Raw genomic sequence first — 26,265 nt, 5'->3', positions numbered from 1 at the left:
ATATCCCCGTTGCGTAACGGGGACGCATACGGGTTATCACGGATGCTTGCCTTGCCGGCGCAGCGCGGAGGGCAGGGCGGGCAGCGTCAGGGACCGTGGCGGGCGGCTGGCCGGGTCGCGCTGGCGTTCGGCCTGCAGCACCGCCCAGTCCAGAAGCTGGAGCTGGCCATCGTGCGTTTCTGCCAGCGCCGACAGGCTTTCGACCCAGTCGCCGTCGTTGCAGTACAGGATGCCGCTCACGTCGCGCAGTTCGGGTTTGTGGATGTGGCCGCAGACCACGCCGTCCAGCCCACGCCGCCGGGCTTCGCCGGCCAGCGCCTCCTCGAAGTCGGTGATGAACGACACCGCGTTCTTGACCTTGTGCTTCAGGTACTGGGACAGGGACCAGTAATGCATGCCCAGCCGATGGCGAAGGCGGTTGAAATGGTGGTTGACCCACAACGCAAACTGGTAGAGCCCATCGCCCAGGTGCGCCAGCCAGCGGCTGTGCTGGATGACGCCGTCGAACTGGTCCCCGTGCAGCACCAGCAGCCGCAGCCCCTTGGCCGTGACGTGCACGTCCTCGTCCAGGACCTCAATGTCGCCAAAGGCAAACCCGGCGAACTCGCGGGCGAATTCGTCATGGTTGCCCGGGATGAATACCACGCGAGTGCCATTGCGGGCCTTGCGCAGGATGCGCTGGATCACGTCGTTGTGCGCGCGGGGCCAGTGCCAGTGCTTGCGCAACTGCCAGCCATCGACGATGTCCCCGACCAGGTACAGCGTGTCCGAGTCGTTGTGATCCAGAAAATCGAGCAGGAATTCCGCCTTGCACCCGGCAGTGCCCAGGTGAATATCGGAAATCCACAGGGCGCGCCAGTGCGTCGGTTGGATCTCGTTCACGGTCGCTTCCCCTGTGGGCTGTGGTCATGCTTGAGAATGAGACCACCTAGCGATGACGCGCGCGTGACGAATCCATGACGCGGTTGTGACGGCGCGCGCGGCCAGGCAGGCGCACGCACCACCCGTCCAGCGGATCAGGACTGCCCGGTGGCCTTCTTGCCCTTCAGGCGCTTCCACAGCCCGCCGCCCAGCGCTGCCGCGGCCAGGATGCCGACCTTGGCGAACTTGGCCAGGAAAGCCGCGATCACCGCGAACAGACCGAGCTTCTTGGCGGCGACGCCCGCCACCAGAGCCGCCAGGCCATACTCGGCGACCTTGTCGCTCGAGGCATCGAAATCGGCGTAGCGCTTGCCTTCCACGTAGTGCAGGTTGTCCAGCAGCGCCAGCACGGCGGCCTTGTCCGTGGGCACCTTGTTCTTTTCGGTGATCAGGTCCAGGGTGATGTAGCCGTCGCGGCCCAGCGCGTAGGTGTTGTAGTTGACGGTGGCGTCTTCCTCCGCGGCGGCGTCCTTGTGCTTGGCGGCCACCGACCAGACCAGGCGCTGCGTATTGCTGTCGTACTTGGGCGCCTCCACCCAGCCGCCCACCGTCAGCTCCGGAAAACCGCGCTTCTTGCGTTCCTCGTTGGACGCCTCGGTGCCTTCACGCAGGCTGTCCAGCAGTTCGTTGACGTTCCAGTTGCGGGCGTCGTCGTCCTTGATGTAGCCGGCCTTGTCGAAATTGACAGTGACGACCCAATCCTCGTCGTCGCTCTTGGGCATCACGACGCCCAGCAGGGAAGGATCCTTGCCGTTGCCATAGGCCTGCATCAACCGGTCGGCCTGCGGGCGCGGCACGAAGAACATGTTCTGGGGCAGCTTCAGCGTGGCCTGGTCGCCCAGAGTCACCTCGGTCGGCCCTTGCCGGGCGGCGGCGAAGGCGGCTTTGGAAGCCGCTTCGATTTCCTGCTGGGCCGATGCGTTTTGAGCGGACGCGCCTGCGTGCAGGAACAACAGCGCGCTGGCGAGGGCCAGCGACAGGCGGGAAAGGAATGCGCGCATGGTGAGAATGAAGCCGTAAATTAAATGGGGCCTCATTGTCCGGGCGTGCGGCTGTCATCTTTCTGAACAGGCGCGCGAAATAGCGGGCGGCTTGGCAAGCATCAAACGGCGATACCGGCCGCGCGCCGCCGAGCGTGCCGGTCAGCGCGCTTTCTTGGCCTGCGGCGCGTTGCGCAGGCGCGTGCCCAGAATCCGGTCGTGCAGGAACTGACCGTCCGGGTCAAACCACGACCAGATGAAGATGGCGAAGGGGGCCGCCACGATGAACATGTCCACGGACGGCCAACCGGTGGCCAGCGCCGTGCCCCAGACCACGGCGGCGCCTGCCAGCACCAGCGGCCAGGCCAGGATGTAGCGCACGATCAGCAGGCCGGTCGACGGCGTGTTGCCGTGTCGGTCCACCAGCCGGATGTTCCAGGTCTTCATGGGAAGCGTCTGGCCGCGGCGGCGCCAGCACAGCACGAAGTAGGCGCCGATCGCCACGAACAGCCACGCCTGCCGGGCGGCCCGCAATTCCAGCGCATTGCGGCTTTGGGTGAGGGTATCCAGCAGGTAACCCGCGAGGAACACGACGCCGAACAGCAGGACGGCTTCGTACATCATGCAGGCAAACCGGCGCAGCCGATTGGGCGTCTCGTCGAGGTGGGCGTCATTCATGGACGCGTATTATCCATAAATTGTTGCCCGCACGCCGGTGGAGGTGTGTGCCCCAAGCCGCGCGCGCGATGCGCGCTTGCTGGCCCGAGGGGGGCTGCCCCGCCTTCGGGCGGCCGGGCGGCTGTTCTGGCCACTGCCGCTTCAGCGCGGCGTACACGCAAAAAAAACCCGCCGGTGAGGGCGGGTCTATAAAAGGGGCTATGCAGCCCCCAAGGGGAAAATCGTTAGGCCCGAAAGCCTGGGCCCAGCTTAGGCAGCGGAATGCGCGTTCTTGGCGCTCGTCTTGCCGGCCAGAGCCTTGATGCCGTGGGCCAGCTTGCGCAGGCCTGCAGCCAACGCCCGCATCGGATGCGGGCGGAATTGTTCTTCGATAGCCTGGAGCATCAGTTGACGCTCGAGTTCGTCGGTCAGGCGAATGGTGTTGTTCGGGTTGATCACAATAGCCTCCACGGGCTTGCACAGTTGTTTGCTACTAGGGATAACCCGGATTATAGGGGTTTACCCTGAAACTATGCAAGAGGCCGATTCAAGCTGGTGCAACCTGGCAACACCTTGGTGCTGATGATGCCCCAAAACCGCGCGGCCGGGCACCATAAGCAAAGATAGGCGCCGCATGTTGCGGCGCTTTTACAACGTGGGATGCTGGCGGAATCAAGGAAGGGGCGCCCCCGCGGCGTGTGTCGCAGGGGGCAGAACGCGCTCAGGCGTCGCGGTAGCCGGCGGCCACCAGCTCGAAGCCGAACAGGCGGCAATCGAGCGCGCCGTTGTGCAAGGGGACGCGCCGCTTGGGCTTCAAGCGCATCTGGTTGGGCAGCGTCAGGTCGCTGGTGATGACGTGCAGCTCCCATCCCGCGAAATTGCGCTTCAGGCAGGTGGCCCAGTCGCGCCACAGGTCGGCGTCCTGCTCCGCGCCCATGCGCTCGCCGTAGGGCGGGTTGGTGACGATCCAGCCGTGGTCGGCGGGCGCCGTCACGTCGCGGGCATCGCCCACTTCAAAACGGATCGAGTCGGCCGTCAGCCAGGCGCGCTCGGCGTTGTTGCGGGCGTATTCGATGGCCAGGGGATTGAGGTCGTAGCCGACCAGCGGCGCGTCCAGCTGCGGCAGGATGCGGGCGCGGGCGTCTTCCTTAAGGTCGCGCCAGCGGTACGCATCGTGGTCACGCAGACGTTCGAAACCGAACGGGCGCGAGATGCCCGGGGGCACGCCCAGCGCGATCCAGGCCGCTTCGATCAGAATCGTGCCGGAGCCGCAGAAGGGATCCAGCAGCGGCGCCGCCGGATCCCAGCCCGCCAGCGCCAGCATGCCGGCCGCCAGGTTTTCGCGCAGTGGCGCCTCGCCCTTGTCCAGGCGCCAGCCGCGCTTGAACAGGGATTCGCCCGACGTGTCCAGGTACAGCGTGGCCGTGTGACCCGTCAGGAATAGGTGCACGCGTGCATCGGGGCGTACCGTGTCGATGCTGGGACGTTCGCCTTCAAGCTCGCGCAGGCGGTCGCAGATGCCGTCCTTGGCGCGCAGGTTGCAGTACTGCAGGCTCTGCACGGGGCTCTTGATGGCCGAGGTGTCCACGCGCAGCGTCTGTTCGGCGCCGAACCAGCGTTCCCAGGGCGTATCGCGGGCCAGATCCAGGATGTCGTCTTCGTGCGAGATCTCGGCGTGCGCCACCTGCACCAGGATGCGGGTCGCCAGACGCGAGTACAGGTTGGCGCGCTGGATGCCGGACCAGTCCGACGTGAACGAACAGCCGGCCCGGCCTGCCTTGGCATCTTCGTAGCCGAGGGCCTGCATTTCGGCGGTCAGCGCTTCTTCCAGGCCTTGGGGGCAGGGGGCGAAGACGGTGAAGGTTTCAGCTTGTCGCGGCTCGCGGGGACGGCGGCTGCGGACATCGACGCGGGGGGCGGCGCGCTCGCGCGGGGCATCCCAGTCGTGATCTGCATCGGCTTCGTGCGCGAAATCGGATTGCTGCGCGTCGTCGGATGCTGCGGTGTGGTCGGGCTCTTGCGCGAATTCGGGGGCGGGGCCGTCGTCTTCGAACGGATCGTAGAAACGGCCGGCCGGCGTCGCCGGGGCAATGTACTGGTCGTCACGCAAGCGCGGCGCGCGCTGCGGCGTGCGGCCTGCGCGCGAGTCGGGTGCGTCATCGCGGCGGCTGTCATCACGGCGGCTGTCGTCCGCGCGGGTGCGGTCCGAAGCGCCACGGCGCGCCGAGGGACGGTCGGATTGGCCGCGATCGGAAGGACCTCGGTCGTACGGGCTACGGTCGTACTGTCCGCGCTCGGCCTGCCCGGGGCGTGACTGGCCAGACCGCGACGGCCCCGAACGCGGCGACGTGCCACGGGAGGGGGCATCGCGACCCGCGCCGGATGGCCTGCGGGCGCTGCGGGCCTCTTCTTCCTGGCGCCGCTGGTATCCCTCGGGGTCTTTCTGGCGTTCGGTATTGTCGCGGGCACGCTCGATCTGCGCGACCAGGCGCGCGCGGGCGCCGGTGCGGGTGCGTTTGGCAGCGCCCTCGGCTTGGGCGTCGCGGGCAGTTTTCTTGATCGTCAGCGTCTTGCGCGGGCGGTCCTGTTCATCAGAGGACATACGAATCCTGGCGAATGTGCAAAGGTAGGGGTATCAGAAGGGTTTGACGACGACCAGCGCCACCACCACCAAGAGCAGCAAGACGGGAACTTCGTTGAACCAGCGATAGAACTTGTGCGAACGGGTGTTCTTGCCCTGTTCGAACTTGCGCAGCATGAGGCCACAGGCGTGATGGTAGCCGATGACGAGCAGCACGAAAAAGAGCTTGGCGTGCATCCAGCCATTGCCCGGGCCCACGCCGATGCGGTAACCCACGTACAGCCACATCCCGAAAATGATGGCCACGACCGCCAGGATGGTGGTGAAGCGGTACAGGCGGCGCGCCATGCCGAGCAACGTTTCCTGGACAGCAGAGTCCGAGGTCTGCGCCAGATTCACGAAGATGCGCGGCAGATAGAACAATCCGGCAAACCAGGAAGCGATGAAGACGATGTGAAAGGTCTTGACCCAGAGCATGGCCATGGCGCGATCCGATGGAGGAAAGCCGCATTGTATGCGCGCCGGTGTGAGCAGCAGACGCCTGCCGCTTACACCTCCCGTCAGCCGGACGCCCTCAGATCACGTACAAATCCATATATTCATGGACCGGCATCGCTTCCAGCGTCGCCTGATCCAGCGACGCCGCCAAAATGCGCTGCTGCTGACGCGGTGGAAACACACGGGCCAGGTTGGTGCGGAATTTGGCCTCCAGCAGCGGAATGCCGTCGGCGCGGCGGCGCTTGTGGCCGATGGGGTATTCGCAGACGATTTCATCCAGCGCCGAGCCGTCGTTGAACTGCACGGTCAGTGCGTTGGCGATCGAGCGCTTGGCGGGGTTGTGATAGTCGCTGGTGAACGCGGGGTCTTCCACGCAGACGATCTTGGCGCGCAGCGCGTCGATGCGCGGATCCTGCGCGATCTCATCTTCGTAGTCGCCCGCGGTCAGGCGCCCGAACAGCATCGGAACGGCCACCATGTACTGAATGCAGTGGTCACGGTCGGCAGGATTGTTCAGAGGTCCCTTCTTGTCGATGATGCGGATGCACGCCTCGTGCGTGCGGATCCGGATCTGCTTGATGTCGTCGGCGCTTTTGCCCAGGGACTTGAGCAGACCGTGGAGCTGCATGGCGCATTCCACGGCGGTCTGCGCGTGAAATTCAGCGGGAAACGAAATCTTGAACAGCACGTTTTCCATCACGTAGCTGCCATAAGGCCGCTGGAACTTGAACGGCTGCCCCTTGAAAAGCACGTCGTAAAAGCCCCAGGTCTTGGCAGTCAGCACCGACGGATAACCCATTTCGCCGGTACGCGCGATCAGCGCCAGACGCACCGCGCGGCTGGTGGCATCGCCGGCCGCCCAGCTCTTGCGGCTGCCGGTGTTGGGGGCGTGTCGATAGGTGCGCAGGCTCTGGCCGTCGACCCAGGCAAGCGACACCGCGTTGATCACTTCGTCACGGGTCAGGCCCAGCATCTGCGCGACGACGGCGGTGGACGCCACCTTGACCAGCACGACGTGGTCCAGGCCGACCTTGTTGAAGGAGTTTTCCAGCGCGATGCAGCCCTGGATTTCGTGTGCCTTGATCAAGCCGGTCAGCACGTCGCGCATGGACAGGGGCGGCTTGCCCGCCGCGACCGCCGTGCGCGACAGCCAGTCGGCTGTGGCAAGGATGCCGCCCAGGTTATCGGACGGGTGGCCCCATTCGGCCGCGAGCCAGGTGTCGTTGAAGTCCAGCCAGCGGATCATCGTGCCGATGTTGAACGCGGCCTGGACCGGGTCAAGCTGGAACTGCGTGCCGGGCACCTTGGCGCCTTGCGGCACTACGGTGCCCGGCACGACCGGACCCAGCAGCTTCTTGCACGCCGGATATTCCAGCGCTTCCAGGCCGCAGCCCAGCGTGTCGATCAGGCAGTTGCGCGCGGTCTCGTACGCCAGATCGCTGCGGACTTCGTAGTTGAGCACGTAGTCCGCGATATCGGCCAGGACCTGGTCGGGTTCGGGACGGACGTTCGAGATCGGGGCAGACATAGCAGTACCTCTTCGGAAAAGTGAATACAGGTGGCCATGCCGCGCCCTCGATCGGTTTTACTTCCGCTTGGCTTTACTTGCGCTTGTCGATGGGCACGAACTTCTGATCTTCCGGGCCCACGTAGTTGGCGGTGGGGCGGATGATCTTGTTGTCGATGCGTTGCTCGATGATGTGGGCCGACCAGCCCGCGGTGCGCGCGATGACGAACAGCGGGGTGAACATGGCGGTGGGCACGCCCATCATGTGATAGCTGACAGCCGAGAACCAGTCCAGGTTGGGGAACATCTTCTTGACGTCCCACATGACGGTTTCCAGGCGTTCGGCGATGTCGAACATCTTGGTCGTGCCGGCCTTCTTGGACAGCTTCTTGGCGACGTCCTTGATGACCTTGTTGCGCGGGTCGGAAACCGTGTAGACCGGGTGACCGAAGCCGATGATGACTTCCTTGGCTTCCACGCGGCGGCGGATGTCGGCCTCGGCTTCGTCCGGCGTTTCGTAGCGCTTCTGGACTTCGAATGCGACTTCGTTGGCGCCGCCGTGTTTGGGGCCGCGCAGTGCGCCGATGGCGCCCGAGATGGCCGAGAACATGTCCGAGCCCGTGCCGGCAATGACGCGGGCCGTGAACGTCGAGGCGTTGAATTCGTGCTCGGCGTACAGGTTCAGCGAGATGTGCATCGCCTTGACCCATTCGTCGCTGGGCTTTTCGCCATGCAGCAGGTGCAGGAAGTGGCCGCCGATGCTGTCGTCGTCCGTCTGCACGTCGATGACGCGGCCGTTGTGGCTGTAGTGGTACCAGTAGAGCAGAGCCGAGCCCAGGTTGGCCATCAGGCGGTCGGCGATGTCGCGCGCGCCCGGGGTGTTGTGGTCGTCTTTTTCTGGCAGCACGCAGCCCAGCACCGACACGGCCGTGCGCATCACGTCCATCGGATGGCTGGCGGCGGGCAGGGCTTCCAGGGCGACCTGCAGTTGCGCGGGCAGGCCGCGCAGGCTGCGCAGCTTTTCCTTGTAGGCTTTCAGTTCGGCCTTGTTGGGCAGCTTGCCATGGACGAGCAAGTGGGCGATTTCCTCGAACTCGCTGGTATCGGCGATGTCCAGGATGTCGTAGCCGCGATAGTGCAGGTCGTTGCCGCTGCGGCCGACGGTGCACAGTGCGGTGTTGCCCGCGACCACTCCGGACAGCGCAACCGACTTCTTGGGCTTGAAACCGGCTTTTTCTTCCGGCTTGGCGTCCGATTTGGCTTCTTGCTTCTTGGGAGCCGTGCTCATGTCTCTACTCCTTTCCTTACGCGATGGAAGATGCAATGGGGGCGGGCGCCGCCGCGGGTCTGCCGCGGCGCGCGCCTGACGTTGCGCAACTAGGCCTTGCCCTTCTGAAAGAGCGCGTCCAGCCTGGATTCGAATTCGTGATAGCCGATGCGGTCGTACAGTTCTTCGCGCGTCTGCATCAGGTCGACGACGTTCTTCTGGTGGCCGTCGCGGCGGATCGCGGTGTAGACGGCCTCGGCGGCCTTGTTCATGGCGCGGAAGGCCGACAGCGGATAGAGCACCATGCCTACGCCGACGCTCTTCAGTTCCTCGACGGAGAAAAGCGGCGTCTTGCCGAACTCGGTGATGTTGGCCAGCACGGGCACCTTGACAGCCTTGACGAAGCGGTCGTAGGTGGGCAGGTCGTAAGCGGCTTCGGCGAAGATCGCATCGGCCCCGGCTTCCACACACGCCAGCGCGCGTTCGATGGCCGCGTCCACGCCGTGCGAGGCGATCGCGTCAGTGCGGGCGATCAGGTAGAAATCGCTGTCGGTACGCGCGTCGGCGGCGGCCTTCACGCGGTCGGCCATTTCCTCGGTGGTGACGATTTCCTTGCCGGGCCGATGGCCGCAGCGCTTGGCGCCGACCTGGTCCTCGATGTGGCAGGCGGCCGCGCCGAACTTGATCAGGCTTTTGACGGTGCGGGCGATGTTGAACGCCGACGGGCCGAAGCCGGTATCGATGTCGACCAGCAGCGGCACATCGCACACGTCGGTAATCCGGCGAACGTCGGTCAGGACGTCGTCCATCGTGTTGATGCCCAGGTCCGGCAGACCCAGCGAGCCGGCCGCGACGCCGCCGCCGGACAGGTAGATGGCGCGATAGCCGGCGCGCTTGGCCAAGAGGGCGTGGTTCGCGTTGATGGCGCCGATGATCTGCAGCGGATTCTCTTCGGCGAGCGCGCGGCGAAAGAGGGCGCCGGGCGATTCGGGTCTGGCCATGGTTGTCTCCTGTTCTTGGTAGCCCACGACCTTATCGCGGGTCCGAAAAATGAATCTGTCCCCTGCGCGACAATCCCCGCGGCAAGATCTTTCGCGAAGAGAGCGAAGAGACAGGTGTATTTCACGGTACTGCGGTATTCAATGCGGCACTGCGGTGCGGCACTTCAGGTGCCGCGCGCAATGCGGTCCCGCTTAAGGATTGGGCCCGCATGAACGGGCCCAATCCTTTTACTGCACGCTGCTTACTTCAGCAGGTCCTTGACGCCGTCGCGCTCTTCGAGGAGCTCTTTCAGCGTGAAGTCCAGGCGCTCACGCGAGAAGGCGTCGATTTCCAGGCCTTCGACGCGCTTGTATTCGCCGTTTTCGGTCGTGACCGGCACGCCGTAGATGATGCCTTCGGGGATGCCGTAGGAGCCGTCCGACGGGATGCCCATCGTGACCCACTTGCCGTTGCTGCCCAGGACCCAGTCACGGACGTGGTCGATGGCGGCGTTGGCGGCCGAAGCGGCCGAGGACAGGCCACGGGCTTCGATGATGGCGGCGCCGCGCTTGCCCACCGTGGGAATGAACGTGTCGCGGTTCCAGGCGTCGTCGTTGATCAGCTTGGACAGCGATTCGCCGCCGACAGTGGCGAAGCGGAAGTCGGGGTACATCGTGGGCGAGTGGTTGCCCCACACGACCAGCTTTTCGATGTCGGCGACGGCCTTGCCAGACTTGGCGGCCAGTTGCGACAGGGCGCGGTTGTGGTCCAGGCGCAGCATGGCGGTGAAGTTCTTGGCGGGCAGGTCCGGCGCCGACTTCATGGCGATGTAGGCATTGGTGTTGGCAGGGTTGCCGACGACCAGGACCTTGACGTTGCGGCTGGCGACGTCGTTCAGGGCCTTGCCCTGAGCCGTGAAGATCTGTGCGTTGACGGACAGCAGGTCCTTGCGCTCCATGCCCGGGCCGCGCGGACGGGCGCCAACCAGCAGGGCCACGTCGGCGTCCTTGAAGGCGGTGCGCGGGTCGCTGTGCGCGGTGACTTCCTGCAGCAGCGGGAAGGCGCAGTCATCCAGTTCCATGATGACGCCTTTCAGGGCCTTTTGCGCTTTCTCGTCGGGGATTTCCAGCAGTTGCAGGATGACGGGTTGATCTTTACCCAGCATTTCGCCCGAGGCGATGCGGAATAGCAGTGCGTAACCGATTTGGCCGGCGGCGCCGGTGACGGCGACACGCAAGGCAGGCTTGGACATGGACGTTCTCCGTAATGGTTTGGCGAGAATAAAATCTCACCAATCAGTGTAATCGTTGGGCGCGGTAACAAGCGGCCGCTAGGGGCGCTGCGCGTCGCGCGGACAGCTTTGAATCCTAGATCGAATTAACGTAAGCGTCAATTGATCTTCTATCTTATATAAGACATAAGACGTTGGACAGCTCGCCTCCCGATATGCCACAATAGAGCGTTTATTCGAATGCGCCGCGGCCCACTGGGCCGCGCGCCTGTATCAAGCCATAAGGCCGGCGGCAGCAGCGCATACGGATGAGTCTGCATCCCTTGGTGCTGCCTTCTCATTCATCCGGATAAACATGACACTTTCAAGAAGATCCATGGCAGAGCCTAGGCCCGAAACCTCCTTACGCAATCGCGCCGCCCGTCCAACGGGCGAGGGAGCCGCTTTCAGTCCGCTCTACCGCCAGATCAAGGATCTGCTTGTCCAAAGCCTCGAACGCGGCGAATGGAAGCCCGGCGAGCTCATCCCCAGCGAAATCGATCTGGCCGCCCGTTTTCAGGTGAGCCAGGGCACGGTGCGCAAGGCGGTCGATGAGCTGGCCGCCGAGCACATGCTGCTGCGCCGCCAGGGCAAGGGCACTTTTGTCGCCACCCACCACGAAGCCCGCGTGCGCTACCGTTTCCTGCGCCTGGCCCCCGACGAAGAGGGCGAGGCCGGCCGCGCCGAAAGCCGCATCCTGGAATGCCGCCGCACCCGCGCGCCCGCCGAAATCGCCCGAGCGCTGGACTTGCGCGCCGGCGAGACCGTCGTCATGATCCGCCGCCTGCTGTCCATGGGGCAGACACCGACTGTGCTGGACGACATCTGGCTCCCCGGTTCCATATTCCGTGGTCTTACCCTTGAGCTGCTGACCGCCAACAAGGCGCCGCTCTATGGCCTTTTTGAATCCGAGTTCGGCGTCAGCATGGTGCGCGCGGACGAGAAGCTGCGCGCGGTCGCCGCGCCGGCTGAAGTCTGTACGCTGCTTAATGTTGCCGCCGGCACGCCGTTGTTGCAGGTAGACCGGGTGTCTTACACATACGGTGACCGCCCCATGGAAATCCGCCGGGGGTTGTACTTGACCGATCGATACCACTACCGCAATAGTCTGAATTGATGAGCTTTTTACCTACGATTTGATACCAACCCGTCTCTGGGCGAAAATACCGCGTTTGCCCGCAAGGGCCGCGGCGATTTAGCCGTAACGATTCCCTAGTTCCGAAACACCGAGGCCGTCATGTCCGACACCGCTGCCAAGCCACGTCCGCAGTTTCGCAATATTGGTATTGCGCAAATTGCCAGTTACCGCCTGCCCCTGGCCGGCAAGCTGTCCATTCTGCACCGCGTAAGCGGCGCGTTGTTGTTCCTCTGTCTTCCCTTGGTCATTCTGCCGCTCTTCGCGGCCAGCGTGGCCGCACCGCAGACGTTCGCCGCCGTGGCCGCGTACGCCGGCAACCCGATCGTCAAGCTCGTTTTCCTCGTCCTCGTCTGGGGCTACCTGCATCACTTCTGTGCGGGCATCCGGTACCTGCTCCTGGATCTGCACATCGGCATCGACAAGCAGTCTTCCAAGAAGAGCGCCGGCGTGGTGTTCGGCGTCAGCCTCGCGCTGACCCTGGTGTTCGCTCTCAAACTGTTCGGAGTGCTGTAAATGGCCGCCGCTAAAAACTACGGACCTAAGCGCCTGGTCGTCGGCGCGCACTATGGCGTCATGGATTTCATCATCCAGCGCATCACCGCCGTCATCATGGCCGTGTACACGCTGGTGCTGCTCATCGGCATCCTGATGATGCCGGCCTTCACGTACGAACACTGGACCGCGCTGTTCAATTTCTACGTGGGCGTTCTTCCGGTTGGCCAGATCCTGGCCACCCTCGCATTCATTGCGCTGGCCTGGCATGCCTGGATTGGCGTGCGCGACATCTGGATGGACTACGTCAAGTCGGTGGGCGTGCGCCTGCTGATGCAAGTGCTGACGATCCTCTGGCTGGTCGGTTCGGTCGTTTACTTCGCGCAAATCCTCTGGAGCATTTAAGCCGTGGTCTCTGTCCTGAAATCCCTGCCGCGCCGCCAGTTTGATGTGGTGGTCGTGGGCGCCGGCGGAGCCGGCATGCGTTGTTCGCTGCAACTGTCCCAAGCGGGCCTGTCCGTTGCGGTGCTCTCCAAAGTGTTCCCCACGCGTTCGCACACCGTCGCCGCGCAAGGCGGCGTGAGCGCCTCGCTGGGCAACATGAGCGAAGACAACTGGTACTGGCACATGTACGACACCGTCAAGGGTTCGGACTGGCTGGGCGACCAGGACGCCATCGAATTCATGTGCCGTGAAGCACCGAACGCCGTGTACGAGCTCGAGCACTTCGGCATGCCGTTCGACCGCAACCCCGACGGCACGATCTACCAGCGTCCGTTCGGCGGCCACACCGCCAACTTCGGCGAAAAGCCGGTCCAGCGCGCCTGTGCCGCTGCCGACCGTACCGGCCACGCCCTGCTGCACACCCTGTACCAGCGCAACGTTGCCGCGCGCACCCAGTTCTTCGTCGAATGGATGGCGCTGGACCTGCTGCGCAACGAAGCCGGCGACGTCGTGGGCGTGACCGCCCTCGAAATGGAAACGGGCGAAATCTACATCCTGGAAGCTAAGACCACGGTGCTGGCCACCGGCGGCGCGGGCCGTATCTGGGCCGCTTCCACCAACGCGTTCATCAACACCGGCGACGGCCTGGGCATGGCTGCCCGTGCCGGCATCCCGCTGCAGGACATGGAGTTCTGGCAGTTCCACCCGACCGGCGTGGCCGGCGCGGGCGTGCTGATCACGGAAGGCGTGCGCGGCGAAGGCGGCATCCTGCTGAACAAGGATGGCGAGCGCTTCATGGAGCGCTATGCGCCCACGCTGAAGGATCTGGCGCCGCGTGACTTCGTGTCGCGCTCGATGGACCAGGAAATCAAGGAAGGCCGCGGCTGCGGTCCGGACGGCAGCTACGTGGTGCTCAAGCTCGATCACCTGGGCGCCGACGTCATCAACAAGCGCCTGCCCTCGATCCGCGAAATCGCCATCAAGTTCGGCAACGTGGACCCGATCAAGGAACCGATCCCCGTCGTTCCGACCATCCACTACCAGATGGGCGGCATTCCGGCCAACTACCACGGCCAGGTGCTGACGCGCGAAAACGGCGAGAACAAGATCGTCAACGGCCTGTACGCCATCGGCGAGTGCGCCGCGGTCTCGGTCCACGGCGCGAACCGCCTGGGCACGAACTCGCTGCTCGACCTGATCGTGTTCGGCCGCGCCACCGGCAACCATATCGTGAACTCGCATCCGGAGCGCCAGCGTGCGCACCAGGACCTGCCGCAACAGGCTGTCGAGTTCTCGCTGGACCGCATCAACAAGCTGGAATCGCGTACGTCCGGCGAAAAGACGCAAGACATCGGCAACGCCATCCGCTTCTCGATGCAGCGCCACTGCGGCGTGTTCCGCACGCTGGACCTGCTGAACGAAGGCGTGACCCAGATCGAAGACCTGGCCAAGCAAGCCGACAGCATCTACTTCAAGGACAAGTCCAAGGTGTTCAACACCGCCCGCGTCGAGGCGCTGGAACTGGCGAACATGACCGAAGTCGCACGCGCCACGATCAAGTCGGCCGCCGCCCGCACCGAAAGCCGCGGCGCGCACGCGCTGGACGATCACCCGACGCGCGACGACGAGAACTGGCTGAAGCACACGTTGTGGTACTCCGAAGGCAGCCGCCTGGATTACAAGCCTGTTCAGATGAAGCCGCTGACGGTCGAATCCTTCCCGCCCAAGGCGCGTACCTTCTAAGTCCGGATTGAGCCTACTATGAGCACCAAGAGAATCGTCAAGTTCGAAATCTACCGCTACGATCCGGACAAGGACGAGCGTCCCTACATGCAGAAGCTGGACGTCGAACTCCAGCCCACCGACAAGATGCTGCTCGATGCGCTGGTGCGCATCAAGAACGACGTCGATGACAGCCTGGCCCTGCGCCGCTCGTGCCGTGAAGGCGTGTGCGGTTCCGACGCCATGAACATCAACGGCAAGAACGGTCTGGCCTGCACGACGAACCTGCGCGAACTGAAGGAACCGATCGTGCTGCGTCCGCTGCCCGGTCTGCCGGTCATCCGCGACCTGATCGTGGACATGACGCACTTCTTCAACCAGTACCACTCGATCCGCCCGTACCTCATCAACGACACGCCGCCGCCCGAAAAAGAGCGCCTGCAGTCGCCCGAGGCGCGCGAAGAGCTGGACGGTCTGTACGAGTGCATCCTGTGCGCGTGCTGTTCCACTTCCTGCCCGTCGTTCTGGTGGAATCCGGACAAGTTCGTCGGCCCCGCCGGCCTGCTGCAAGCCTACCGTTTCATCGCCGACAGCCGCGACGAAGCCACCGGCGAGCGTCTGGACAACCTGGAAGATCCGTACCGCCTGTTCCGTTGCCACACGATCATGAACTGCGTCGACGTCTGTCCCAAGGGACTGAACCCGACCAAGGCGATCGGCAAGATCAAGGAACTGATGGTCCGCCGCACGGTCTAGTTTTTGTGTATTTGAGGTGTACGAATGAGCAGGCTGACTGAACTGGAGCGGGCGCGACTGCGTTGGCGGGCGCGCCGCGGCCTGCTCGAAAATGACTTGATCATCACCCGGTATCTGGATGCCCACGAGGCTGAACTTACCGATGATGACGTGGCCGCATTGACCCAGCTGTTCGAGATGGGAGACAACGATCTTCTCGATCTGCTGCTGGCCCGTAAGGAACTCGAAGGCGAGCTGGATACGCCCAGGCTTCGAGGCATTATTGGCCAGATGCGCGCGCTCTGATTAATTGAGAGGAAAAACATGAACCTGTCTGACAAAAAAGCCACTCTGTCCTTCTCGGATGGCAGCGCACCCATTGAGTTCCCTGTCTACAAGGGCACGGTCGGTCCGGATGTGATCGACATCCGCAAGCTTTACGGCCAGACGGGCATGTTCACGTTTGACCCCGGCTTCATGTCGACGGCTGCCTGCGAATCGGGCATCACGTACATCGACGGCGACAAGGGCGAACTGCTGTACCGCGGCTACCCGATCGAACAGCTGGCCGTGAACTGCGACTTCATGGACATCTGCTACCTGATCCTGAACGGCGAACTGCCGAACCAGGAGCAAAAGGCCGATTTTGACTCGCAAGTGACCCATCACACGATGGTCAACGAGCAACTGCACTTCTTCCTGCGTGGTTTCCGCCGCGACGCCCACCCGATGGCCGTCCTGACGGGCCTGGTCGGCGCGCTGTCCGCGTTCTACCACGACTCCACCGACATCACGAACCCGCAGCATCGCCACATCTCGGCCATCCGCCTGATCGCCAAGATGCCGACGCTGGTTGCGATGGCGTACAAGTATTCGCAAGGCCAACCGTTCATCTACCCGCAGAACGACCTGTCCTACACGGGCAACTTCCTGCGCATGATGTTCGCCACGCCGTGCGAAGACTACAAGGTCAATGAAGTCGTCGAGCGTGCGCTGGACCGCATCTTCATCCTGCACGCCGATCACGAGCAAAACGCCTCCACCTCGACCGTGCGCCTGTGCGGTTCGTCGGGCACCAACCCGTTCGCCGCGATCTCGGCTGGCGTGGCTTGCCTGTGGGGCCCGGCTCACGGCGGCGCCAACGAAGCTTGCCTGCAGATGCTCGAAGAACTGCAAGCCAACGGCGGCATCGACAAGGTCGGCGAGTTCATGGAGAAGGTCAAGGACAAGAACTCGGGCGTGCGCCTGATGGGCTTTGGCCACCGCGTCTACAAGAACTACGATCCGCGCGCCAAGCTGATGCAGGAAACCTGCAAGGAAGTGCTCTCGGCCCTGGGCCTGGAAAACGACCCGCTGTTCAAGCTGGCCATGGAACTGGAACGCATCGCTCTGTCGGATCCGTACTTCGTCCAGCGCAAGCTGTACCCGAACGTGGACTTCTACTCGGGTATCGTCCAGCGCGCCATCGGCATCCCGACCTCGCTGTTCACGGCCATCTTCGCGCTGGCCCGCACGGTGGGCTGGATCGCCCAGTGGAACGAAATGCTGTCGGATCCCGACTACAAGATCGGCCGTCCCCGTCAGTTGTTCACCGGTTCGGTCACGCGCGACGTGCCCCCGATGGACAAGCGTTAATCCGCTACGCGCTTCCGGAGGGCGACGCCATCCGGCAAAACGCCAGTCAGCTCTGCGCCGACTGGCGTTTTTCTTTGGCGCTTACATGTTCGCGGCTACAGGTAGTTCATCGTGAAGGTGACTGCCGCATTGGCCGAGCCGGGTGTGACCTTGTCGCCCGTTTGACGGTATCTGGCCTGCAAGGGAATCTTGAAGCTTCCGCCCGTTGCGCTGTTGTAGCCGGCAAACGGCTGCCTTTTTCCCAGAATGGCGGGGTTCCCGTTTCCGTCCAGCAACTGGACGCCGACGCCCGTCGCCGAAGAGTTTGCGTCCAGACCGATGACCGCGTTCGCGGCGTCCACGACTGGGGTGGCGGCGTCGATCTGATAGTGGATGGCGCTCATTCCCGCCGGGCAGCCGTTCAATGAAATGTCGAATCCCACAAGCTGACTGGACGAGCCCTTGCCGGTGAAAACCGAGGACTTGGGTGTTCCGAGGAATACGGAAACGTCGGGCGTGGTGCAGGCCTGTGACGTCACCAGCATCGCCATGGTGACGAACTGGACTTCGAGGCCCGAATTCGTGGCGATGCCGCCACCCGCTTCGTTCGATGTCGGTGCCGCGGCGGCAATGGTTGTCGGTGGAACAATGCCGGTGGCCACGGGTCCGGTTTTGACGAACATCGCGCGTAGCTGCCCGCCGTTGGTGACGGCGCCCGCCATGTTGCACGCGCCGCCTCTCCAGATTTGCGTCAGGGCCTGGAAAGCTGCCCACCCGCAGCCGTTCAAATAGCTCCTGCCGGCAAGGATGACGCCCAGGCCTTCGACGCCAGTCGCGTAGACCGTGTACGTGATTCCGTCAACCGCCTTGGTCCAGCCCGAGCTGGAAGTGGATGCGCGCATGCTCGTGCCGGTGCCGACGCCTGCGGGAGCATTGCAATTGAACCAGTTGGTGGTGGCGTCGGTTTCCAGCCAGCCGGTCAGCGCCATGCCATTGGCCGCATCCCGGGGTACCGTGATGTGAGCCGGCGTGTTCACGGAAACCGCACTTATCGTCTGGGCGCAAATCGAGGCGGCCCAGGAAGCGGTGGATCCAAACAAGGCAAGCAGCACGATCGCCGCATGCAGGACGGGTTTATTCATCAGTATTCTCATCATCAGTTTTTGGCTACCCGGGTTAGCGCCGACCGCTCGCAGAGCAGTCCACTCGCCTGCGGCAGCGATCCGTCTTTGGGCGGCCGCGCCGAAAGGGCATAGCCGAACGTGCATGTTTCGCCATCGTTTGCGCCCCATTTCACTGTCAGGATGCCCTGGGTGTCCTTCAACCCGCGCGCAAGGACGCGGCCGCCCTGTGCCACGACGCCCACGCTCTTTCCGTCCGCGTCCAGAACGTCGGCGCCGAAAGGAAGGGGCTCGCCGCTCGGCGTGGTGACGGTCAGCAGCGCCGCGCTTCCTGCGTTTTCGGTTTCGAAGGTCAGCCGAACCACGGCACCGGCGGTGGGGGCCACATGTTGCTCGGTGGCCTTGAGTTCGACATTGAGAGGCAGGCCCTTGGGATCGAGTTCGACGCTGTTTCTGGCGTAGGGCGTCAATGTCGATACGATCGCGCGGCCCTTGGAATCGAGGCGCACGCCGCTGCTGTTGAGCACCCGCGCGCCCGCGGCGTCTTTCGCCTCGACGATGGCGACCGTTTCGCCGGAGGCCGGCGTCATGACGACGCCGCCGCCATAGGCTACGACGCCGCCGGACAGGCCTGCGCCGTATTGCGTGTAGTTCGAACTGGTGCTGGCATTGGCCGCGACGGCGGTAACGGGGGTGAGGTACGAGGCGTTCGCCGCAATGTTGGTGTTGGCCGGGCTATTGGCAGACATGGCGCGCCCGCCGCTGACGCCATAGTTGAACGCGTTGTCTGCGCCGAGCGAGCCTGCCACGGATTGCTGGACGCTGCTCGATCCATCCGATCCCTTTTGCAGGCTGGTCGACGCATAGACCGGGTTCTGATGGCGCCCCAGCGGGATGCCCACGTTGAGCATGACCTGGTTGTCCCACTTCTGCGTGCCCACGTTGAGTTGGCGGGTCGCAGAAACGCTGTAGTTCACTTTCTTGAAACTGTTGCTGTAGCCAGCCTGGATCTGCGTGTCGCGGCCGGACTTATCCCAGTAATCCTGCGTCGAGCCGGTGAAATGGATGGAGCCATAACCCTGCGGAAGATTCTGGTTGATCGTCGCCTGCAGGCGGCCGCGCTGCGTGCCATACTGGCCAGCGCCTTGCCCCTGCTCATGCCGGGATCTCAGTTCCATGGCGTCGGCCATGCTGAGGTAGCCGCGGCTGGAATAGCGGTAGGCGCCCAGCGTTAGGCTAGTGTTGGTGGGCGCCAGAAACTTGGAGTAGCTGAGTTTGACGCTTTGACCGTTGCGGTTCTTTTCCTTGGGCAGGCGCGTGGCCGCCTGGGTGACATCCAGGCCAAACGCACCGAAATCGGTGTTCAGCGCGGCGCCGCCCATTGCCGCGGCGTAGCCCTGCGCCCCGGTCAGGCCGCCGTACGCGGTCACGAGATTGTTGATGCCATGCTGCACGGTGGCTTGCGCCATCAGGGGCCGATCGGCCGTCTGCGGCGTGCGGTATTGGCCCGCGGTAACGCTGTACCGGGTCACGCCCGGGCGCAAGGAATTCACCGCGCCGGAGAAGGGAACCCGGGAGATCAGGACGCGGCCGTCGGCTTCGTTGACCACCATTTCCAGGTCGCCGCCGTATCCGGTGGCATACAGGTCGTCGATGATGAACGGGCCGGGGGCCACGGTGGTTTCGTAAATGATGTTGCCGTTCTGGCGGACCTGGACGCGCGCGTTGGTGTTGGCGATGCCGCGCAGGGTAGGCGCAAAGCCGCGCTGCGATTCGGGATACATGCGATCGTCGCTGGACATCTGCACCCCGCGAAAGCCAACGCTGTCGAAGGTGGAGCCGTCCGTGAACGCGTCGCCGATGACCAGCTGGCTTTTCATGCCGGTGATGTTGCGCCGCAGATTGGTCTGCACGCTTTGATACTGCAGGCTGCTCTTGCTGCTTTTCGTCGCGTTGCCGGTGTGCCGCAGGCGCCAGGGGCCCACGTTGGCGCCGGCATTCAGACCGGCGAAACTCTGCGTCGAAGACTTGCCGTTGGCGCGGGAGGTGTAGAAGTTGGTGTTGTAATTCAATAGTGCGGCCGGCACGCCTTCGTCCCAATGCTTCGGATCCACATAGCCGCGGCCCTGCCGGACCAGCGACGCCTGAGGCACCGCCACGTTCAGCCGCTGCTCTCCTGCATCAAATTCCGCGCTTGCTTCCTTCACCAGCTCGGCCAGCGCAACGCACTCGTTGCCGCTCAGCCGTTCGGCAAGCGCGGCGTCGATCTTCGTGAGGTCGATGCCCACCATATCAACGAGCGCCTGGTCGAAGCACGCTTGAAGCGGCGCGTTCCCTGACGAGGGCTTGCCGATCCGCACGTCGGAACGCCCCAGCCAGCGGTCGTTCACCAGGACGTCGAGGCGGTAGGTGCCCGGAATGGCGCTGTTTGAGCGCGCGAACTGGCTGACGTCCACGTTTGCTCCGCCCAAAAAGGCATCGTTGAATTCCACGTCCGCATCCAAGGCTGCGAGCTCGGCGCCCGCTGCCCATGCAGTTGCGCTGAGCAGGCTGAGCGTGATCGCGGCGAGCGCGAAATGCGGCGTGGTGGCAAGAGGTTTCATGGTGAGGGTGTGCGTGATCAGGCACGGCGCTGTTGGCTGGATGAATCCGGCCGTTAGCGCCGCCCCTGCAGGCGTCGAGTCTTGGTTTTGAGAGCGGACTGCCGGCCGGTCAGTGCGGGCCGGAAACGCTTGGGTTGTGCTATGCGGGGCTGAGGGTGCGGGTGCCCTTGACGGCGCCGCCGTGGTCATTAAGGAAGCGGTACGTCACTTCGGTGTTAGCGCCCTGGACAACGTCGCCCACCAGGGGAAGGACCTTCTTTTCACCGGGGGCCAGCATGTCCCCGTCGGTGAACTTGGCGCTCTTGCCGTTGCTTGCCACATTCACTTCGATGAAGGTGACGTGATACGGAGTCGGATTGGTGGCTTCGATGGCGTTGCGATTGCCGGATTTGACCAGGCGCCAGCTGACCTGCGAGGGCGCGTCCTCGGCTTTGCCTTTGAGACCTGCGGGACGGTAGAACAGCTTGATCCGTGAGCGGAAGGCCATTTGCAGCAGGTTCTGGCTGGCCTTTTCCTTGGGGGGGATTTCCAGCACGTTGAGCCAGAATACGGACTCCTTGTCCTGGACCATCGATTCTCCCGTGTGCATCAGACGCAGGGTCTGGCCTTTGCCTTGGTCGATGCGGGTGACGGGCGGGGTCACGATGAAGGGGACCTGGATGGAGCCGGGCGCCGCCTTGGCGTCGCCCTTGTCGATCCAGGCTTGGGTGAGGGCAGGTTGGCTGCCCTCGTTCTTGAGCTTGACGTTGACTTCGGCCTGCCCAGCTTCATAGATGATGCGAGTGCTGCCAATGACGACGGATGCGGTGGCCGGCGCGGCGGCGGAAATACAGCCTGCCAACGCGGTGGCAGCAATAACTACGTTGAATGGGTTCATCGGATTCCTCGGACTATAACGGTGGGTCTTGACTACTGATCCGGGCGGCTTCAAGGCATTTCAGAGGCCGAGCCTGGCGGCCTATTGGTAAATGATGGTGTATTTGGCGGTGGCGGTTACGTTGCCGGCGCTGGCCTGACCGAGTGCGAAATACTGGGCCAGGTAATTGAGCGAGGCCTCGCCGCTGCTCAGGGAAACGGCCTTGGAGTTCTGGGCTTCGTCAGCCACCGTGACGTTGATCGGCGTTGCGTCGCCGTTCAGAAGACGGATTTCAACGTTGTTCGCGCCACCCGCGCCGATGGTCAGGTTGCCGGTTGCGGCATTGCCATTGGAGCCGGGTTCGAAAAGGGTGTGGACCATGCCCGTGTCCGGGGTGCATCCCGTCAGTCGGATGGTGAACGGCGTGGTACCGGCCGTTTGGCCTGCCGTGGTCAGGGCGTCGACGCCGACCGAGGGCATGAGCACGTTGAAGTTCTTGTTGCCGCTGCCGTTGCCGTCGATGGTGCACGTGTTGGCGGAGACTGCGCCGGTGAAAGTGATTGTGCCGTCGGCGGCGAACGCCAGTTGCGAAGTGGAAGCGAAGGCGCTGATGGCCAGCGCAATGAACACCTTGGATTTCATGATTTGATGTCTGTCAAAAAGGGCCGAAAAACGATTTGCCGACGGTGTTTTTCAGCGGTTCAGGGTGTGTTTCCGTCGACAGGGGTCATTACATTCGGTCTGAGAAGTGGTGTCTTTAATAAAATTCTGATAATTCGCCACAGAGTAATTTTGCGGATAGCATCACCGCCATGATTCCGATAGCACTTCCCAGCGCCAGTTTTTTCATCTTGCTCACCGCCGGCTTCTTCGCAGGACTGTTGCTGCTGGGATGGGGGCTGGTTCTGGCGATCAGCCGCGGCGCGCGGCGCACGGTTCGCAAGTACTGGAAGACGTCGGCGTTGCTGTGCGTGGCGCTGTTGGTGCCATTCAGCTTTTATGCGTGGTTCCAGGCCATGATGTGGCAGATCGAGCGGGAGATCGAACGCGGCGAAGCGGCACGCAATGTGACGTTGCAGCAGGCCACGACAGTGAGCGGTGTCACGATGCCTGCCGGTACGCGGTTGAAACTGCAGGACGAAGGAAAACTCGACACCTACGTCGAGGGCAGCTTTCCGCAGGCGGTGTCCATGCTGGGTGTGAACGCGACGTTCGTGCGGCGTTATCTCGATGCCGAATACGAGAAGGACACGTATGCGCTGCTGGGCAGGCATCCGCGATCGGTCATTCTGCGCGGCGCCGGTGTGCAGGACGTGCAGGGCTGGCGTTGCGATGCCACGCAGGACATCGAGTTCGACTTGATGCCCGATGGCGCCTTGAAGGCGTTTGAACAATGTGTGCTGGCGGACGGCAACCGGGCCGCAGACCTGGAGATCGCGCCGGGGGCTGTGCTGCGTGGGTCTGACGGCACCGTCTATACCGATGGTTCGCGCGACCCGGACCGTTGGCGGGTGAGCGTGAATGGCACGACTGCCGTGCAGGTGTTCGGGCTTTACCTGAGCCGGCCGAGCCTTTATCTGGATGCGTCGCGCGAAGTGCTGCGGGTCACGGATGCGGAGCTCGCGTGCAGCACCCCGTTCGGCGGGCTGACCTACCCCGCCGGCACGCAATTCAAGACTGCGCGGCGCAAGGCCGCGGGCGAGCGCGAACCGTATCCCGGTGTGCTGGTTTTTTCGCCGTGGAACGGGCAGGCTGCCAAGCGCGCCGGCCATGAGGATGTGCCCGAGGGCAAGTCCGTCTTGCAGACGCTGCAAGGCGAGGTCGTGGACATCGTGGATAACGAAGCGGCGGGCGTGATCCGCTTCGACACCTTCATCATCGACGGCAAGGAGCCGGAGCGCCCGGCCCGGGCGCGCTGCCCCTGAGCGGGCGCGTCAGCCGCCGGATGCGTCAATAGCCGATGCCGCGCGCCATCAGCACCGCAAACAGCGGCAGGAAGATGAACAGGTGCGAGGCGATCATCACCCAGCGCCGCGCGCGCTTGATCTCGGGCAGGGTGGGGATGAACTCCGGTTGCTGGCGACGTTGCTTAGCCCAGCGCAGAAAAGTGAGCGTGGGCGGGATGGAACAGAGCGCGATGACGACGAAGAGCGAGATCTTGGCGTGGAACCAGGGGTTGCTCATGTAGAATGCCGCGCCCTTGGCGCCCAGCGTCAGCCGCAGCACGCCGGTGATGAGCACCAGGATCGCGGACAGGCCATAGAGGCGGTCATAGATGATCAGACGCTTCACGCCGGCGGCCGTCAGGTCGGGGCGCAGCAATACGGCTTCGGCGGTCATGACCACCACCATTACGAAGATCGCCAGGTAGTGGAACCAGGCATACATTGCATCGGCCAGCATGTCGTCTCCAGGTAAAGGACAAGCTAGGTTTTACCATCCCGAATGAAAACGGGCGCCCCGTTTGGGGCGCCCGCGTGTCTGCAACGAGACGGTGCGATCAGCGGCGGCGCTTCTTGGCTTCTTCCGCGGCTTCCTGCTGTGCGTCCACCACGGCCAGCGCCGTCATGTTGACGATGCGGCGCACGGTGGCGCTGGTGGTCAGGATGTGCACGGGACGCGCGGCGCCCAGCAGGATCGGACCCATCGCGACGCCATTGCTGCCAGTCATCTTCAGCATGTTGTACGTGATGTTGCCCGTGTCCAGATTGGGCATGACCAGCAGGTTGGCGCGGCCCTTCAGCGTGCTGTCCGGGTAGGCCAGGACGCGGATTTTTTCCGACAGGGCGGCATCGGCGTGCATTTCGCCGTCGACTTCCAGATCGGGCGCGCGGTCTTGCACGATCTGGCGCGCAGCGGCCATCTTGCGCGACGATTCCGTGACGCGGCTGCCGAAGTTCGAGTGCGACAGCAGGGCGATCTTGGGCACGACGCCGAAACGCAGCATTTCATCGGCGGCCTGGATGGTGATGCTGGCGACTTCGTCGGCCGACGGGTTCTCGTTGACGTGCGTGTCGGTGACGAACAGCGTCTGGTCGGGCAGCATCAGCACGTTCAGGGCGGCGTACGTCTGGCCTTCCTTTTTGCCGATGATTTCGTCGATGTACTTGAGCTGGTTGTCGTACTTGCTGGCCACGCCGCACAGCAGCGCGTCGGCGTCGCCACGGCGCAGCAGCATCGCGCCGATCAGCGTGTTGTGCTTGCGGATCATCGCCTTGGCGATGGCCGGCGTCACGCCTTCACGGCCCTTCAGCTGGTAGTACGCGTTCCAGGTTTCGTTGAAGCGGCTGTCGTCTTCGGGATCGACGATCTCGAAGTGCTGGCCGGCGACGAGGCGCAGGCCGGCCTTCTGGATGCGCATCTCGATGACGGCGGGACGGCCGATCAGGATCGGGAACGCCAGCTTTTCGTCGGCGACCGTCTGCACGGCGCGCAGGACGCGTTCGTCTTCGCCGTCGGCGTAGATGACGCGCTTGGGCGCTTTCTTGGCCTGGGCGAACAGCGGGCGCATCAGTTGGCCCGAGTGGTACACGAAGCCCATCAGCTTCTGGCGGTAGGCTTCGATGTCTTCGATGGGACGAGCGGCGACGCCGGAGTCGGCGGCAGCTTGTGCCACGGCCGGGGCGATCTGGACGATGAGGCGCGGATCGAACGGCTTGGGGATGATGTACTCGGGGCCGAACGACAGTTCCTGGCCGGCGTAGGCGCGGGCCACTTCATCGTTCTGCTCGGCCTGCGCCAGATCGGCGATGGCCTTGACGCACGCCAGCTTCATTTCTTCGGTGATGCGCGAGGCGCCCGCATCCATGGCGCCGCGGAAGATGAAGGGGAAGCACAGGACGTTGTTGACCTGGTTCGGGTAGTCCGAGCGGCCGGTTGCGATGATGCAGTCGGGGCGCGCGGCCTTGGCGACTTCGGGGCGGATCTCGGGTTCCGGGTTGGCCAGGGCCAGGATCAGCGGACGGTCGGCCATGGTCTTGACCATGTCGGCCGTCAGCACGCCGGCGGTGGAGCAGCCCAGGAAGACATCGGCGCCATTGACCACGTCGGCGAGCGTGCGCGCGTCGGTCTTCTGCGCGTAGCGCTTCTTGTTGGCTTCCATGTTCTCGTCGCGGCCGTCCCAGATGACACCGCGCGAGTCCACCACGAAGATGTTCTCGCGCTTGATGCCCAGGTGAACCAGCAGGTCCAGGCAGGCGATGGCGGCGGCGCCGGCGCCCGAGCACGCCAGCTTGACCGAGCCGATATCCTTGTTCACGACCTTCAGGCCGTTCAGGATGGCGGCCGACGAGATGATGGCGGTGCCGTGCTGGTCGTCGTGGAAGACGGGGATCTTCATGCGCTCGCGCAGCTTCTTCTCGATGTAGAAGCACTCGGGCGCCTTGATGTCTTCAAGGTTGACGCCGCCCAGCGTGGGTTCCAGCGCCGCGATGATGTCGACCAGCTTGTCCGGATCGTTTTCCGCGAGTTCGATGTCGAACACGTCGATGCCGGCGAATTTCTTGAACAGGCAACCCTTGCCTTCCATCACGGGCTTGGCGGCCAGCGGGCCGATGTTGCCCAGGCCCAGCACGGCGGTGCCGTTGGTGATCACGCCCACGAGGTTGCCGCGCGACGTGTACTTGGAGGCGGCGTCGTCGCCCTGGTCGAAAATGGCCATGCAAGCCGCAGCCACGCCGGGGGAGTAGGCCAGGGACAGGTCGTCCTGGTTGGCCAGGGTCTTGGTCGGGGTGACCGAGATTTTGCCGGGAGTGGGATAGGCGTGGTAGTCCAACGCCAGTTTGGTGAGAGTTTCGTCCATGGGATCGGGGCCTGAAAGGGCTAACGGAAAAAAAACGGGATGACAAAAGGCGGGCTCGCGGCCCGCCGTATTCTTTG

General features: G+C 63.8%; 24 protein-coding genes. 8 read left to right on the top strand and 16 right to left on the bottom strand.

What is annotated here, in order from left to right; genetic code table 11:
* Positions 1-36: 36 nt before the first annotated feature.
* From B3098_RS06970 to B3098_RS06925, 10 genes are all read right to left on the bottom strand, one after another.
* Positions 37-882, bottom strand: coding sequence for a UDP-2,3-diacylglucosamine diphosphatase (locus B3098_RS06970; protein WP_286893372.1), 846 nt, complete (start codon positions 880-882; stop codon positions 37-39).
* Positions 883-1,016: 134 nt separating this feature from the next.
* Entirely contained in the window at positions 1,017-1,922 is a 906-nt protein-coding gene (locus B3098_RS06965) for a DUF2167 domain-containing protein (RefSeq protein ID WP_286893369.1), read from the bottom strand.
* 141 nt (positions 1,923-2,063) lie between these two features.
* Positions 2,064-2,579, bottom strand: a complete 516-nt coding sequence (locus B3098_RS06960; protein WP_286893366.1) for an RDD family protein — start codon at positions 2,577-2,579, stop codon at positions 2,064-2,066.
* 249 nt (positions 2,580-2,828) lie between these two features.
* Complete coding sequence (locus B3098_RS06955; RefSeq protein WP_008161862.1) at positions 2,829-3,017, bottom strand: hypothetical protein; 189 nt, start codon at positions 3,015-3,017, stop codon at positions 2,829-2,831.
* 262 nt (positions 3,018-3,279) lie between these two features.
* Positions 3,280-4,668: a THUMP domain-containing class I SAM-dependent RNA methyltransferase gene (locus tag B3098_RS06950; protein ID WP_254594174.1), complete on the bottom strand. Its 1,389-nt coding sequence runs from the start codon at positions 4,666-4,668 to the stop codon at positions 3,280-3,282.
* 525 nt (positions 4,669-5,193) lie between these two features.
* Positions 5,194-5,622, bottom strand: a complete 429-nt coding sequence (locus B3098_RS06945) for a CopD family protein (RefSeq protein ID WP_175137366.1) — start codon at positions 5,620-5,622, stop codon at positions 5,194-5,196.
* Positions 5,623-5,713: 91 nt separating this feature from the next.
* Positions 5,714-7,165 carry a bifunctional 2-methylcitrate dehydratase/aconitate hydratase gene (locus B3098_RS06940; RefSeq protein ID WP_286893354.1) on the bottom strand — a complete coding sequence of 484 codons (1,452 nt, stop codon included), beginning with the start codon at positions 7,163-7,165 and terminating at the stop codon, positions 5,714-5,716.
* A 73-nt stretch (positions 7,166-7,238) separates the two neighbouring features.
* Complete coding sequence (gene prpC / locus B3098_RS06935; protein WP_056322074.1) at positions 7,239-8,432, bottom strand: bifunctional 2-methylcitrate synthase/citrate synthase; 1,194 nt, start codon at positions 8,430-8,432, stop codon at positions 7,239-7,241.
* A gap of 89 nt (positions 8,433-8,521) precedes the next feature.
* Complete coding sequence (prpB, locus tag B3098_RS06930) at positions 8,522-9,412, bottom strand: methylisocitrate lyase (RefSeq protein WP_175122897.1); 891 nt, start codon at positions 9,410-9,412, stop codon at positions 8,522-8,524.
* Positions 9,413-9,654: 242 nt separating this feature from the next.
* Positions 9,655-10,644, bottom strand: a complete 990-nt coding sequence (locus tag B3098_RS06925) for a malate dehydrogenase (RefSeq protein WP_054429535.1) — start codon at positions 10,642-10,644, stop codon at positions 9,655-9,657.
* Between the two features lie 355 nt (positions 10,645-10,999).
* Here B3098_RS06925 and B3098_RS06920 point away from each other — a divergent pair, with 355 nt between their 5' ends.
* The 7 genes from B3098_RS06920 to B3098_RS06890 all read left to right on the top strand — a co-directional run bounded on the left by B3098_RS06920 (position 11,000) and on the right by B3098_RS06890 (position 16,828).
* Complete coding sequence (locus B3098_RS06920; RefSeq protein ID WP_056322083.1) at positions 11,000-11,779, top strand: GntR family transcriptional regulator; 780 nt, start codon at positions 11,000-11,002, stop codon at positions 11,777-11,779.
* 120 nt (positions 11,780-11,899) lie between these two features.
* A complete protein-coding gene (gene sdhC / locus B3098_RS06915) occupies positions 11,900-12,313 on the top strand; it encodes a succinate dehydrogenase, cytochrome b556 subunit (RefSeq protein WP_063952703.1) in 414 nt (137 codons plus the stop codon).
* Positions 12,314-12,697 carry a succinate dehydrogenase, hydrophobic membrane anchor protein gene (sdhD, locus tag B3098_RS06910; RefSeq protein WP_008161843.1) on the top strand — a complete coding sequence of 128 codons (384 nt, stop codon included), beginning with the start codon at positions 12,314-12,316 and terminating at the stop codon, positions 12,695-12,697.
* 3 nt (positions 12,698-12,700) lie between these two features.
* Complete coding sequence (sdhA, locus tag B3098_RS06905; RefSeq protein ID WP_175122896.1) at positions 12,701-14,479, top strand: succinate dehydrogenase flavoprotein subunit; 1,779 nt, start codon at positions 12,701-12,703, stop codon at positions 14,477-14,479.
* A gap of 18 nt (positions 14,480-14,497) precedes the next feature.
* Entirely contained in the window at positions 14,498-15,214 is a 717-nt protein-coding gene (locus tag B3098_RS06900) for a succinate dehydrogenase iron-sulfur subunit (protein ID WP_056322095.1), read from the top strand.
* 24 nt (positions 15,215-15,238) lie between these two features.
* Entirely contained in the window at positions 15,239-15,499 is a 261-nt protein-coding gene (locus tag B3098_RS06895) for a succinate dehydrogenase assembly factor 2 (RefSeq protein ID WP_056567847.1), read from the top strand.
* Positions 15,500-15,517: 18 nt separating this feature from the next.
* The gene (locus tag B3098_RS06890; RefSeq protein ID WP_006218129.1) at positions 15,518-16,828 is read left to right on the top strand and encodes a citrate synthase; all 1,311 of its coding nucleotides are present in this window, start codon (positions 15,518-15,520) and stop codon (positions 16,826-16,828) included.
* 95 nt (positions 16,829-16,923) lie between these two features.
* On the opposite strand, the gene B3098_RS06885 is transcribed toward B3098_RS06890, so the two are convergent.
* From B3098_RS06885 to B3098_RS06870, 4 genes are all read right to left on the bottom strand, one after another.
* Entirely contained in the window at positions 16,924-17,949 is a 1,026-nt protein-coding gene (locus B3098_RS06885; RefSeq protein ID WP_286893326.1) for a fimbrial protein, read from the bottom strand.
* 14 nt (positions 17,950-17,963) lie between these two features.
* Positions 17,964-20,531 carry a fimbria/pilus outer membrane usher protein gene (locus tag B3098_RS06880; protein ID WP_286893323.1) on the bottom strand — a complete coding sequence of 856 codons (2,568 nt, stop codon included), beginning with the start codon at positions 20,529-20,531 and terminating at the stop codon, positions 17,964-17,966.
* 139 nt (positions 20,532-20,670) lie between these two features.
* On the bottom strand, positions 20,671-21,408 hold the full coding sequence (locus B3098_RS06875; RefSeq protein WP_286893320.1) for a fimbria/pilus periplasmic chaperone: 738 nt from the start codon (positions 21,406-21,408) through the stop codon (positions 20,671-20,673).
* 81 nt (positions 21,409-21,489) lie between these two features.
* The gene (locus B3098_RS06870; protein ID WP_279971660.1) at positions 21,490-22,029 is read right to left on the bottom strand and encodes a fimbrial protein; all 540 of its coding nucleotides are present in this window, start codon (positions 22,027-22,029) and stop codon (positions 21,490-21,492) included.
* A 170-nt stretch (positions 22,030-22,199) separates the two neighbouring features.
* Between B3098_RS06870 and B3098_RS06865 the strand changes: the two genes are divergently transcribed.
* Complete coding sequence (locus B3098_RS06865) at positions 22,200-23,312, top strand: hypothetical protein (RefSeq protein WP_286893317.1); 1,113 nt, start codon at positions 22,200-22,202, stop codon at positions 23,310-23,312.
* A 25-nt stretch (positions 23,313-23,337) separates the two neighbouring features.
* Here B3098_RS06865 and B3098_RS06860 read toward each other — a convergent pair whose 3' ends face one another.
* Together B3098_RS06860 and B3098_RS06855 are read right to left on the bottom strand one after the other, a co-directional pair.
* Positions 23,338-23,790 carry a DUF2214 family protein gene (locus B3098_RS06860; protein ID WP_279971658.1) on the bottom strand — a complete coding sequence of 151 codons (453 nt, stop codon included), beginning with the start codon at positions 23,788-23,790 and terminating at the stop codon, positions 23,338-23,340.
* Between the two features lie 97 nt (positions 23,791-23,887).
* The gene (locus tag B3098_RS06855; protein ID WP_175122888.1) at positions 23,888-26,188 is read right to left on the bottom strand and encodes an NADP-dependent malic enzyme; all 2,301 of its coding nucleotides are present in this window, start codon (positions 26,186-26,188) and stop codon (positions 23,888-23,890) included.
* Between the last annotated feature and the right edge of the window lie 77 nt (positions 26,189-26,265).

This window comes from Achromobacter sp. UBA2119, from assembly GCF_002331005.1.
Taxonomy (GTDB): Bacteria; Pseudomonadota; Gammaproteobacteria; order Burkholderiales; family Burkholderiaceae_B; genus Achromobacter; species Achromobacter animicus.
Note: the sequence above shows the minus strand (reverse complement) of the source record. Positions and strands in the feature narration are given on the sequence as shown.